Consider the following 12729-nt stretch of genomic DNA (forward strand, 5'->3'; position numbering starts at 1 on the left):
CACCCGTGTGCGGGCCGTCGGCAAGCAGATGTTCCTCGAGTTCGACGATGCGCTCTGGCTGCGGGTGCATCTGGGCATGTACGGCGCCTGGGACTTCGCCGGTCAGATCAGCGTCGACGCGACGATCGCCTCGGCGAACGGACGCATGGGGCAGACGAACCAGCGTGGCACCGACGAGCAGATCATGGATGCCACGGGCGAGAACTCGCTGACCTCGATCGGAGCGCCGCGGCGCACCCGCGTGCGGATGTCCGAGCAGACCACGGGCCTGGCGGGGGAGGACGAATGGCCGCCGCCGGTGGTCGGGCAGGTGCGCCTGCGGCTGCTGACCGACGTCACGTGCGCCGATCTGCGCGGTCCGACGGCGTGCGAGCTGCTCTCCGCCGACGAGGTCGCGCAGGTGATCGCGAAGCTGGGACCCGACCCGCTCGTCGACGACGTGCACGAGGGCGAAGAGCGCTTCGTCGCGGCCGTGCGCCGCAAGCCGACGCCCATCGGTCTGCTGCTCATGGACCAGTCGATCGTCAGCGGCATCGGCAACGTGTATCGGGCCGAGCTGCTCTTCCGTGCCCGTCTCGACCCGCACACCCCCGGTCGCGACGTGCCCGAGGAGACGGTGCGCGAGATCTGGCGCGACTGGGTGCGGCTGCTGCGGGTGGGGGTCGAGACCGGCCAGATGATGACCATGGACGACCTCGATCCCGAGGCCTACCGGCTGGCGCTCGCGAACCGCGACGACCGGCACTGGGTGTACCACCGCACCGGGCTCCCGTGCCGGCGCTGCGGCACCTCGGTGGTGCTGGAGGAGATGGGCGCGCGCAAGCTGTACTGGTGTCCGGGCTGTCAGACGTAGGAGGACCGTGATGCGTCAGAATCCGAGTTTCGCGATGACGGATGTCGCCGAGCTTCGCCGTGTGATCGAGGCCAACCCGTGGGCGACCCTCGTCTCCCACACGCCCGATGGCATCATCGCCTCGCACTACGCGGTGCTGCTCGATCCGGAGCGCGACGACCTCACGATCGTCGGACACGTCGGCAAGCCCGACGATGCGATCCACGGCCTCGGCGACAGCGAGCTGCTCGTGATCTTCCAGGGGCCGCACGGCTACATCTCGCCGGGCTGGTACGACGGCTCGCCCGCGGTACCGACGTGGAACTTCACCGCCGTGCACCTCGCCGGCGTGCCCGAGATCCTGTCGGGCGAGGAGAATCTGCGCGTGCTCGACGGCCTGGTGCAGCGGTTCGAGGCGCCGCTGCCCGATCCGAAGCTCATGTGGGCGCCGCCGAACGATCCCGAGTTCGTGCGGCGGCTCGAGCGCGGCACGGTCGGGTTCCGCCTCACACCGACGCGGGTGGTCGCCAAGCGCAAGCTGAGCCAGAACCGCCCGGTGGAGACCGTCGAGCACGTGATCGCCGAACTCGAGGGCGCGGGGCCGTACGCGAACCCTGCGCTCGCTGCGGAGATGCGCCGGGCGAACGCGGCCCGGGTGCGTCCGTGACGGCGGTCGGCGCGACGGTCGGCACGATCCGGGACGTGTGGATCGCGGGCCCGGGGACCGAGCTGCTGCCGTTCACCGGCGCCGCCGACGTGCTGATCGAGGGCGGACTGATCGCCGACATCGCCCCGGCGGGCGTGCTCGCCCCGCGCGGCGAGACGATCGACGCCGACGGCGCCTGGCTCGTGCCGGGGCTGTGGGATCACCACGTGCACGTCGTGCAGTGGGCTCTCGCCGCCGAGCGCGTCGACCTCGAAGGCACCGCGTCCGCGGCGGAGGCGGCCGCGCGCATGGGCGCCTCGGCGCCGCTTCCCGATGGCACGCGGGTGGGGTCCGGCTTCCGTGACGCGTTCTGGGCCGATCGGCCGACCCTCGCCCTGATCGATGCGGAGACCGGCGACATCCCGACTTACCTCATCAACGCCGACGTGCACAGCGTGTGGCTGAACTCCGCGGCGCTGCGGCGCGAGGGGTTCACGGTCGACGACGGGATGCTGCGGGAGGAGCCCGCGTTCGAGATCTCGCGCCGCCTCAATGCGGCCGGGACCGAGCGTGCCGACGCGCTCGTGCTGCGGGCAGCCCAGGCGGCTGCGCGGCGCGGGGTGGTCGGCTGGGTCGACCTCGACATGGCGTGGAATGCCGAGGCGTGGGAGCGCCGTACGCGGGCGGGCTTCGACGTGGTGCGCACCGAGTTCGGCGTCTACCCTCCGCAGCTCGAGCGGGCGATCGCCGAGGGGCTTGTGACCGGAGATGCGGTGGATGCCGCGGGTCTCGCGCGGGTCGGATCGCTCAAGGTGATCACCGACGGCTCTCTCGGCACCCGCACGGCGGCGTGCTCCCATCCGTACCCGGGCGGCGACGACAGGGGGCTCCTCACGGTCGAGCCCGAACAGTTGCAGGAGTGGATGTCCCGTGCCGCGGGGGCGGGGCTTGCATGCGCGATCCACGCGATCGGCGACCGCGCGAACAGCCACGCCCTCGACGCGTTCGCGGTGACGGGCGCGTGGGGGTCGATCGAGCATGCCCAGCTCGTCGCCCACGCCGACATCCCCCGCTTCGCGCGGCTGGGCGTGACGGCGAGCGTGCAGCCGGTGCACGCGCTCGACGACCGCGACCTCACCGATGTGCTCTGGGCCGGCCAGACCGCCCAGCCCTATCCGCTGCGGGCGCTGGTCGCGGCCGGCGCGAACGTCACGTTCGGGTCGGATGCCCCGGTCTCGCCCCTCGATCCGTGGGCGGCGATCGCCGCGGCTGTCTACCGCACGCGGGGCGATCGTGAGCCCTGGGCGGCGCCGGAGCGGGTGTCGGCCCAGGTCGCGCTCGCGGCATCCACCCATCGGGGCAGTGCGTCCCCCGATGTCATCGCCCCCGGCGCCGTCGCCGATCTGGCGCTCGTCGCGTCGGATCCGCTCGCCGCAGGGGAGCGGGAGCTGCGAGAGATGCCGGTCGTCGCGACACTGCTCGACGGGCGGCTCACCCACCTCGCGTGAGAGTGCGGGCGGTTCGCCGTGGCGTTCGGCGCCCGAGCGACTACGGTCAAGGGGTGCAGGATCGCTCGACACGCTTCATCCCCCACGTGCAGGGCCTCCGGGCGATCGCGGTCGCGCTGGTCGTGCTCTATCACTTCTGGCCCGGGCGTATCACCGGCGGATACATCGGTGTCGACGTCTTCTTCGTGATCTCAGGGTTCCTCATCACCGGGCACCTCATGCGCGAACTCGAGCAGACGGGTCGGGTGAAGCTGCGCGAGTTCTGGGCTCGACGTGCCCGACGGCTGCTCCCTGCGGCTCTGCTCGTGCTGCTGTTCTGCGCGATCGTGGTGTCGTCGCCCTACCTGACGCCCATCTCGTCGATCCAGCGCGAGGTGAAGGAGATCGTGGCCTCGACGTTCTACGTCGAGAACTGGTATCTCGCGGCCACCTCGGCGGACTACCTCAACCACACCAGCGACCCGACGACCGTTCAGCACTACTGGTCGTTGTCCCTCGAAGAGCAGTTCTACGTGCTCTGGCCGCTCCTCATCCTCGTTGCGGCGTGGATCGGCGTGAAGCTCCTGCGCGGCCGCACCCGTCGCGCGCTCGTGCGCACCCGCCGCTCGGTGGTGATCATGGTCGTGCTCGTCACGATCGCCTCGTTGATCTTTGGCATCGTTCTCACCCTCGCCGACCCGGCCCCGGCCTACTTCGTGACGTTCGGACGCATGTGGGAATTCGGGCTCGGTGCCCTCATCGCGCTCGTCCCCGCGCTGCAGGTACGTCAACCGGTCGTGAGCTTCGTGCTCGGCTGGGGCGGGGTGATCGCGCTCGGGTGGGCGGCGTTCCGCTTCGACGGCCAGACGCTGTTCCCCGGCTACGCCGCGCTCGTTCCGGCTCTCGGCGCGGCGGCGATCATCGCGGCATCCAACACTCGACGGTGGTGGTACCCGACGCGCATCCTCGGCCTCCGTCCGATGCGGTTCGTCGGAGACATCTCGTACTCGCTCTACCTCTGGCACTGGCCGCTCATCATTATCGCCCCGTCGGTTCCGTTCTGGGGGCTGTCCATCTACCACCGCCTCGCGCTGCTGGCGATCTGCGTGATCCTCGCCTGGCTCACCAAGCGCTTCGTCGAGGACCCGGCGCGCCGGTGGAAGGTGCTGACGGTGCGTCGGGGCGCGTTCTCGCTGTGGACATCCCTTGCCGCCATGGTCGTCGTCGGTGCGGTGGCGGTCGGTGGCTGGGCGATCAATGCCCCCGCCTACAACCAGGGCGTCGCCGCTCTCGCCCAGCTGCGCGACAATCCGCCGTCGTGCTTCGGGGCGCAGTCGGTGCTGGATGCCTCGTGCTCCCCGACGGCGAACCTGGGCACGATCCTGCCGGCCCCGGGTTTCGCGGGCGCCGATGCGCCGTCGGATGCCTCGTGCTTCCTCGAGCTGACCGACTCGGTGCCGGCCGTATGCGACTTCGGCTCGACGGACCCGTCCGCACCGCGCGTCGCGCTCGTCGGCGACAGTCACGCCTATCAACTTCTGCCGACCTTCAAGCGGATCGCGGAGGAGAAGGGGTGGCATCTGGTCACGTACCTCAAGGGCGCGTGTCCGCTGAGCACGACACCGCTGTCGACGCCCGGTGCGTTCGGAGACGCGTGTACGGCGTGGCGTGAGGCGGTGACGAAGGATCTCTCGTCGTCCTCGTTCGCAGCCGTCTACACGGCGTCGCTCGCCTCCACCCCCTATGCGAAGGGCAGCTATCCCTCGGTGCACGCCGCCGCGGTCGCCGGCTACCAACAGGCGTGGCAGAGCCTGACATCGCGCGGCATCCCGGTCATCACCGCCGTCGACAATCCGGCGTGGGAGACCGACCCGAACAAGTGCCTGCGCACCCGGGCTGAGAGTGCGTGCACGGGAGCGCGTGCCGACCTGCTGGATCCGAACGATCCGGTGCGGGACGCGGCATCCGGTCAGAACCTCGTGACCTTGCTGGACTTCACCGATGTGTACTGCACCGCGAAGACCTGCTCGCCCGTCATCGGTGGTGCGAACGTCTACCGCGACCAGGACCATCTGACGGTCACCTGGGTCGACACGCTGAAGCCCGAATACGAGGCGGCACTCGAGAAGGCGATCGCGGCGAAGTCCTCGTAGAGTCGCGGCATGAGCATTGCCGCCGACGCCGCCGTCCTCGCGCTCCCGGAGCGCGCCCCTCACCTTGCAGAGACGGCGTTCGTCGCCTCAGGCGCACGGATCGTCGGGGCGGTGACTCTCGGTGACCGGGCCAGCGTCTGGTACAACGCGGTGCTGCGCGCGGACAGCGCCCCGATCACCGTCGGGGATCGCAGCAACCTGCAGGACAACGTGTCCGTGCACGTCGACGCGGGCTCCCCGGTCGTCATCGGTGAGGACGTCTCGGTCGGCCACAATGCCGTCGTGCACGGCTGCACGATCGAGAACGGCAGTCTCATCGGCATGGGCGCCGTGGTGCTGTCGGGAGCGGTGATCGGTGCCGGATCGCTCGTCGCCGGGGGAGCGCTGGTGCTCGGCGGAACGATCGTGCCACCCGGCTCGCTCGTCGCCGGCGTGCCGGCGAAGGTGCGACGCGAGCTCAGCGACGAGGAGAAGGCCGGGCTGCTGCGCAACGCCGCCGTCTACCTCGAGCACTCCCGCACGCACGCCGGCGCGACGCCGATCTGAGGCGGAGAGAACGGCCGATCAGGCCGCTGATGGAGGGGGTGACGGGAATCGAACCCGCGCAATCAGTTTGGAAGACTGAGACTCTACCATTGAGCTACACCCCCGCAGCGGCCGGAGCCGCAGCATCCACGAGTCTATACATGGATGCCACGGCCGCCGCGAATCGACGGGGTGTCGGCTAGACTTCCAGGGGCCTTCGGCGCACCTCCGCGTGCGCACCCGCCCGGGGCGTAGCTCAGCTTGGTAGAGCGCCCGCTTTGGGAGCGGGAAGTCGCAGGTTCAAATCCTGTCGCCCCGACACGTCGGCCCATCCCACGAGACTTCGGTCAGCGCGCCACGCGCACATCAGAGGAGAAATGTAAGGCATGGTCACCAGCACCGTCGAGCAGCTCACGCCCACTCGCGTGAAGCTCCACATCACGGTTTCGCCCGACGAGCTCAAGCCGTCGATCGCGCACGCGTACGAGCACATCGCGCAGGACGTGCAGATCCCCGGTTTCCGCAAGGGCAAGGTCCCGGCCCCGATCATCGACCAGCGCATCGGTCGCGGCGCCGTGCTCGAGCACGCCGTCAACGAGGGTCTCGACGGCTTCTACCGTGAGGCCGTCAGCGCCCACGACGTGAAGGTCATCGGCCGTCCGAGCGCCGACATCGTCGAGCTCCCCGAGATCGCCGACTTCTCCGGCGACCTGAAGGTCGAGGTCGAGGTCGACGTGCGTCCCGACGTCGAGATCCCCGCCTACGAGGGCATCACCATCACTGTCGACGCCGTCGCCACCGACGAGTCGGCGATCGACGAGGAGCTGGACCGCCTGCGTTCGCGCTTCGGCACGCTCGTCACCGTCGAGCGTCCCGCCAAGACCGGCGACTTCGTCGAGCTCGACCTGATCGCGACCATCGCGGGCGCGAAGATCGACGAGGCCAAGGGCGTCTCCTACGAGGTCGGCTCGGGCGAGCTGCTCGAGGGCATCGACGAGGCGATCGAGTCGCTCACCGCCGGTGAGGACACCACGTTCCGCTCGAAGCTCGTCGGCGGCGACCACGCCGGAGAGGAGGCCGAGGTCTCCGTCTCCGTCACCGCGGTCAAGGAGCGCGAGCTTCCCGAGGCCGACGACGACTTCGCGCAGATCGCGAGCGAGTTCGACACCATCGCCGAGCTGCGCGAGTCGCTGAAGGACCGCGTCGACCAGCAGTCGACCTTCTCGCAGGGCGCCGCCGCGCGCGACAAGCTCGTCGAGACGCTTCTCGAGCAGGTCGAGATCCCGGTGCCGCCGCAGCTCATCGAGGAGGAGGTGCACAACCACCTCGAGGGCGAAGGCCGTCTCGAGGACGACGTGCACCGCGCCGAGGTGACCGAGTCGAGCGAGCGCCAGTTCCGCACCCAGGTGCTGCTCGACAAGCTGGTCGAGCAGCAGGAGGTGCAGGTCTCGCAGGACGAGCTGACCCAGTACATCGTGCAGTCGGCCGCTCAGTACGGCATGGCCCCGCAGGACTTCATCGAGGCGCTCCAGCAGGGCGGCCAGCTGCCGCTGATGATCGGTGAGGTGGCCCGCAACAAGGCTCTCGCCGTGGCTCTCGGCCGCGTCAACGTGGTCGACACCGACGGCAAGCCCGTCGATCTGTCGGGCTTCGTCGCCGTCGCCGATGAGGTCGCCGCCGAGGAGGACGTCGTCGCCGAGGCCGAGGAGATCGCCGACGCCGCCGCCGAGGTCGAGGAGGCTCCCAAGAAGAAGCCTGCCCGCAAGCCCGCGGCCAAGAAGACCGCCGAGTAAGCAGACACGATCGAGAGGGGCGGATGCCGCGGCATCCGCCCCTCTCGCGTACCCGGAGCATGCGCATGACAGACGACGACTGGCAGGCCCGCGTGGATGCGGTGTGGGACGACGCGACCCTGTCGGAGACCGACGTCATCGCGGCGATCGACGCCCTCGCGTCCGAGCGAGGGGCGGATGACCCCGTCGCACTGTTCGAGCGTGCCGGGGCGCGGGACTCCGCCGGGCTCGAAGAGGAGGCGGAGCCGCTCTACCGCGCCGCCCTCGCCGGCGGCCTCGATGAGGAGCGCCGCACGCGCGCGACGATCCAGTACGCGAGCACGATCCGCAACCTCGGTCGCGTCGACGAGGCGCTCGCCCTGCTCGAGGCCGAATACGCGCGCAGCGCGGGGACGCCTCTCCACGATGCCGCCGCGGCGTTCTATGCGCTGGCGCTCGCGTCCGCGGGACGGGAGCGGGCCGCGGCATCCATCGCCCTCCAGGCCCTCGCGCCGCACCTGCCGCGATACACCCGGTCGGTCACCGGATACGCCCGCGAACTCGCCGATCCCACGCCCTGATCTGCCGACGGCGAACACGGGCGGGGCGCCGAAACGCCGCCGGTAGTGTCGTTCTCACGCAACCGAAACAGGAGCACTCATGGCTGAACCCCTTGTCGCACAAAGCGTCTTCGACAGGCTGTTGAAGGACCGCATCATCTGGCTCGGCTCAGAGGTGCGCGACGAGAACGCCAACGAAATCTGCGCCAAGATCCTGCTGCTCGCGGCCGAGGACTCGCAGAAGGACATCTACCTCTACATCAACTCTCCCGGCGGCTCGATCACGGCCGGCATGGCGATCTACGACACGATGCAGTTCGTGCCGAACGACATCGTCACCGTTGGCATCGGCATGGCCGCGTCGATGGGTCAGCTGCTGCTCACCGCCGGCACCAAGGGCAAGCGCTACATCACCCCGAACGCCCGTGTGCTGCTCCACCAGCCGCACGGCGGCTTCGGCGGCACCGCGAGCGACATCCAGACGCAGGCGCAGCTCATCCTCGACATGAAGAAGCGCCTCGCCGAGATCACCGCCAGCCAGACCGGCAAGACCGTCGAGCAGGTCAACGCCGACGGTGACCGCGACCGGTGGTTCACCGCGCAGGAGGCGCTGGAATACGGGTTCGTCGACCACATCCGCGAATCGGCCACCGACGTCATCGGCGGCGGCGGCACCGAGAACTGACCACCGGCACACACTTTCAGGAGCAGTCGAATGAACACCCCCATGCATGGCGTGCCGCAGGGCTTCCCGATGCCGTCGAGCCGCTACATCCTTCCCCAGTTCGAAGAGCGCACCGCCTACGGCTTCAAGCGCCAGGACCCCTACAATAAGCTGTTCGAAGACCGCGTGATCTTCCTTGGCGTGCAGGTCGACGACGCGTCGGCCGATGACGTCATGGCCCAGCTCCTCGTGCTCGAGAGCCAGGACCCCGATCGCGACATCATCATGTACATCAACTCGCCCGGCGGCTCGTTCACGGCCATGACCGCGATCTACGACACCATGCAGTACGTGTCGCCGCAGATCCAGACGGTCGTGCTCGGCCAGGCCGCGTCCGCGGCGTCGGTGCTGCTCGCGGCCGGCGCGCCCGGCAAGCGTCTCGCCCTGCCGAACGCCCGCATCCTGATGCACCAGCCCGCCGTCGGCGAGTCGGGGCACGGCCAGGCGTCGGACATCGAGATCCAGGCGGCCGAGATCCTGCGCATGCGCACCTGGCTCGAGGAGACCATGGCGCGCCACACCAACCGCACGATCGAAGAGGTGCACAAGGACATCGACCGCGACAAGATCCTCTCCGCGCAGGAGGCGCTCGAGTACGGCCTGGTCGACCAGGTGCTCACGACCCGCAAGCGCGTCCCGGCGGCTCTCACCAGCTGAGCGGATGCCGCGAACGCCCCGTACCTCCCCGGTGCGGGGCGTTCGTGCTCACAGCCGCGGCGCGCCGCGAACCGGGGGACAATACGCGACGATGTCGGCCTGCTCGGTTAGGCTCGAACCGCATCGTCGCGAGGCCGAACAGGAGGGGCAGCATGGCGCGCATCGGGGAGAGTTCCGACCTCTTCAAGTGCTCGTTCTGCGGAAAGAGCCAGAAGCAGGTGCAGCAGCTGATCGCCGGCCCTGGCGTCTACATCTGCGACGAGTGCGTCGAGCTCTGCAACGAGATCATCGAAGAGCGCATGGCCGAGCAGGGCTCGGGCGAGGTGGCCGAGTTCGACCTTCCGAAGCCGCGGGAGATCTTCGCGTTCCTCGAGGAGTACGTCGTCGGGCAGGAGACCGCCAAGCGGGCTCTGTCGGTCGCCGTCTACAACCACTACAAGCGCGTGCGCGCCCAGCAGTCCCTGCTCCCGGCCGAGCAGAAGGCCGACGAGGTCGACATCGCCAAGAGCAACATCCTCATGCTCGGGCCGACGGGCTGCGGCAAGACCTACCTGGCGCAGACGCTCGCGAAGCGGCTGAATGTGCCGTTCGCCGTCGCCGATGCCACGGCACTCACCGAGGCGGGCTACGTCGGAGAAGACGTCGAGAACATCCTCCTCAAGCTGCTGCAGGCCGCCGACTTCGACACGAAGCGCGCCGAGACGGGCATCATCTACATCGACGAGGTCGACAAGATCGCCCGCAAGGCCGAGAACCCCTCGATCACCCGCGATGTCTCGGGCGAGGGTGTGCAGCAGGCGTTGCTGAAGATCCTCGAGGGCACCGTCGCCTCGGTTCCGCCGCAGGGCGGGCGCAAGCATCCGCACCAGGAGTTCATCCAGATCGACACGACGAACGTGCTGTTCATCGTGGCGGGCGCGTTCGCGGGGCTCGAAGACATCATCTCCTCGCGCATCGGCAAGCACGGTGTGGGCTTCGGCGCCCCGCTGCAGCGCAAGGACGAGGCCCCCGACTACTTCAGCGAGGTGCTTCCCGAAGACCTCCACAAGTTCGGGCTCATCCCGGAGTTCATCGGCCGTCTCCCCGTGGTCGCCTCGGTGTCCCCGCTCGACCGCGACGCGCTCATCGAGATCCTCACCGAGCCGAAGAACGCACTCGTGAAGCAGTATCAGCGCATGTTCGCGCTCGACGACGTCGAGCTCGGATTCGAGCGCGACGCGCTCGAGGCGGTCGCCGAGCTGGCGGTCTCGCGAAAGACGGGCGCGCGCGGACTTCGCGCGATCCTCGAGGATGTGCTCGGCCCCATCATGTTCGAGATCCCGTCCTCCGACGACGTGGCCAAGGTGATCGTCACCCGCGCCGCCGTCGAAGAGGGTGCGGCCCCGACCGTCGTGTTGCGCCAGAAGCGCAAGACGGCCTGAGCGCAGGGCGGTGGGGCGGGGCATCCACCCCGTAGGCTGACCGCATGCGTCAGCTCATCGTCACCTCGTTCGTGTCCGTCGACGGCGTCGTCGAGGCCCCCGGCGGCGAAGCGGGGTACCGCAACGCGGGCTGGACCTTCTCGTCCGTGGCGTTCGACCCCGCTGCATACGAGCTCAAGGGCCGCGAGCAGGAGGAGGCCGGAGCGATGCTCCTCGGCCGTCGAAGCTACGAGGCGTTCGCTCCGGTCTGGCCGACGATGACGCAGGAGTTCGCCGGGTACAACGCCATGCCACGCTATGTCGTCTCGACGACCCTTGCGGAGGATGACGACCGGTGGCCGGCCACGCTTCTGCGCTCGCTCGACGACGTCGCGGCCCTCAAACAGGGTGACGGCGCCCCCATCATCGTGCACGGCAGCGCGACCCTCGTGGCCGCGCTCGAAGACGCCGACCTCGTCGACCGGTACCACCTGCTCGTCTTCCCGGTGCTGTTGGGCGCAGGGCTGCGGCTGTTCAGCGGGTCCGACCGCGACCTCACGAAACTCGCCCTGGTGGAGCACGAGGCCTACGGCAACGGCATCCAGAAGCAGGTCTTCGACGTCATCCGGTGAGACCGCGACGGGCGAGCAGCGGCGCCACCTCGGCGTCACGCCCGCGGAAGTCGCGGTACGCCTCGAGCGGATCCTTCGAGCCGCCGACGCCGAGCAGCCTGCTGCGGAACCGGTCGCCGTTCTCCCTCGTGAGTCCGCCGTTCTCGGTGAACCACTCGACCGTGTCGGCGTCGAGCACCTCGCTCCAGATGTAGGAGTAGTAGCCGGCGCTGTAGCCGCCGGAGAACACGTGGGCGAAGTAGGTCGACGAGTAGCGCGTCGGCACCAGCGGGTTGTCGAGACCGATCTCGGCGAGGGCAGCCCGTTCGAACGCCGCCACGTCGGTCACCGCCGCCGCCTCTGCGGCCGAGAGGGAATGCCAAGCCTGGTCGAGCCAGGCGGCCGCGAGGTATTCGCTGGTGGCGAAGCCCTCGTTGAACGCCTGCGACCCCGTGAGGCGTGAGACGACATCGGCAGACAGCGGCTCTCCCGTCTCGTGATGACGCGCGTAGCGCGCGAGCACCTCGGGCCAGTAGATCCACATCTCGTTGACCTGGCTCGGGAACTCGACGAAGTCACGATAGACGGCCGTGCCCGCGAACGACGGATAGGTGACGCGCGCGAGGAGGCCATGCAGAGCGTGCCCGAACTCGTGGAAGAGCGTCGTGACCTCGGCGAGCGTCAGCAGCGTCGGGCCGTCGGCCGGCTTCACGACGTTGAGGTTGTTGACCACGACCGGTCCGGTGCCGCGCAGCGCTGACTCGGTGACGATCGAGTTCATCCACGCGCCGCCGCGCTTGGTGTCGCGCGTGTAGAGATCGAAGACGAACAGGCCGAACGGTGAGCCGTCGGCATCCGACACCTCGAACACCCGCACGTCGGGGTGGTAGCCCGCGAGATCGGTCCGTTCGGCGAAGCCCAGACCGTAGAGAGCGGATGCCGCGGCGAACACGCCCTCGGTGAGTACCCGCTCCGCCTCGAACCACGGCCGCAGGGCGGCGGTGTCGAGGTCGAGCGTCGCGGCCCTCACCTTCTCGGTGTAGTACGCCCAGTCGTGGGCCTCGATCTCGAACGGAGCCGCCTCGGTCTCGTTCACGATCTGCTGCAGCGCGTCGGCCTCGGCGCGGGCGTTGCGCGCGGCCGGAGCGGCGAGGCGGAACAGCATCGCCCGCACGGCCTCCGGGGAACCGGCGGTCTGGTCGGACGTCACGTAGGCCGCGTGCGACGGGTATCCGAGCAGCTCGGCACGCTGCGCGCGCAGCCGCACGATCTCGAGGAGCACGTCGCGGTTGTCGTGCTCGCCCCCACGGATACCGCGCGACCGGGAGGCGGCCAGCAGACGCTCGCGCGTGCGGCGGGGGG

General features: G+C 69.3%; 11 protein-coding genes, 2 tRNA genes and 1 pseudogene. 12 read left to right on the forward strand and 2 right to left on the reverse strand.

Going from position 1 to position 12729, the window contains the following annotated elements:
• The 5 genes and pseudogenes from ASG00_RS08690 to ASG00_RS08710 all read left to right on the forward strand — a co-directional run.
• Positions 1-853 (forward strand): annotated as a pseudogene (locus tag ASG00_RS08690) (Fpg/Nei family DNA glycosylase); the annotation flags it as partial.
• Between the two features lie 10 nt (positions 854-863).
• Entirely contained in the window at positions 864-1499 is a 636-nt protein-coding gene (locus ASG00_RS08695) for an FMN-binding negative transcriptional regulator (RefSeq protein WP_056208643.1), read from the forward strand.
• Positions 1496-2986: an amidohydrolase gene (locus tag ASG00_RS08700; protein ID WP_056208648.1), complete on the forward strand. Its 1491-nt coding sequence runs from the start codon at positions 1496-1498 to the stop codon at positions 2984-2986. Before ASG00_RS08695 ends, ASG00_RS08700 begins: the two co-directional genes overlap by 4 nt.
• Positions 2987-3039: 53 nt before the next feature.
• Positions 3040-5118, forward strand: a complete 2079-nt coding sequence (locus ASG00_RS08705) for an acyltransferase family protein (protein ID WP_056208651.1) — start codon at positions 3040-3042, stop codon at positions 5116-5118.
• A 9-nt stretch (positions 5119-5127) separates the two neighbouring features.
• Complete coding sequence (locus tag ASG00_RS08710; protein ID WP_056208653.1) at positions 5128-5664, forward strand: gamma carbonic anhydrase family protein; 537 nt, start codon at positions 5128-5130, stop codon at positions 5662-5664.
• Between the two features lie 30 nt (positions 5665-5694).
• On the opposite strand, the gene ASG00_RS08715 is transcribed toward ASG00_RS08710, so the two are convergent.
• Positions 5695-5768 (reverse strand) — tRNA-Gly (locus ASG00_RS08715).
• 120 nt (positions 5769-5888) lie between these two features.
• Between ASG00_RS08715 and ASG00_RS08720 the strand changes: the two genes are divergently transcribed.
• From ASG00_RS08720 to ASG00_RS08750, 7 genes are all read left to right on the forward strand, one after another.
• A tRNA-Pro gene (locus ASG00_RS08720) sits at positions 5889-5962 on the forward strand.
• 67 nt (positions 5963-6029) lie between these two features.
• Positions 6030-7436 carry a trigger factor gene (tig, locus tag ASG00_RS08725; RefSeq protein WP_056208656.1) on the forward strand — a complete coding sequence of 469 codons (1407 nt, stop codon included), beginning with the start codon at positions 6030-6032 and terminating at the stop codon, positions 7434-7436.
• Between the two features lie 65 nt (positions 7437-7501).
• Positions 7502-7996 (forward strand): tetratricopeptide repeat protein, encoded by a 495-nt coding sequence (locus ASG00_RS08730; RefSeq protein ID WP_045248547.1) that lies wholly within the window; start codon positions 7502-7504, stop codon positions 7994-7996.
• A 79-nt stretch (positions 7997-8075) separates the two neighbouring features.
• Positions 8076-8660 carry an ATP-dependent Clp protease proteolytic subunit gene (locus tag ASG00_RS08735; protein WP_056208659.1) on the forward strand — a complete coding sequence of 195 codons (585 nt, stop codon included), beginning with the start codon at positions 8076-8078 and terminating at the stop codon, positions 8658-8660.
• Between the two features lie 30 nt (positions 8661-8690).
• On the forward strand, positions 8691-9356 hold the full coding sequence (locus ASG00_RS08740) for an ATP-dependent Clp protease proteolytic subunit (protein ID WP_056208662.1): 666 nt from the start codon (positions 8691-8693) through the stop codon (positions 9354-9356).
• Between the two features lie 152 nt (positions 9357-9508).
• Positions 9509-10777, forward strand: coding sequence for an ATP-dependent Clp protease ATP-binding subunit ClpX (gene clpX, locus ASG00_RS08745; protein WP_056208665.1), 1269 nt, complete (start codon positions 9509-9511; stop codon positions 10775-10777).
• 44 nt (positions 10778-10821) lie between these two features.
• Complete coding sequence (locus tag ASG00_RS08750) at positions 10822-11388, forward strand: dihydrofolate reductase family protein (protein ID WP_056208669.1); 567 nt, start codon at positions 10822-10824, stop codon at positions 11386-11388.
• Here the strand turns inward: ASG00_RS08750 and ASG00_RS08755 are convergent.
• Positions 11378-12729, reverse strand: a 1352-nt coding sequence (locus tag ASG00_RS08755; RefSeq protein WP_235559458.1) for a M3 family metallopeptidase, incomplete at its 5' end; no start/stop codon positions are given. The genes ASG00_RS08750 and ASG00_RS08755 overlap by 11 nt on opposite strands.

Source organism: Microbacterium sp. Leaf351, from assembly GCF_001423825.1.
Lineage (GTDB): Bacteria > Actinomycetota > Actinomycetes > Actinomycetales > Microbacteriaceae > Microbacterium > Microbacterium ginsengisoli.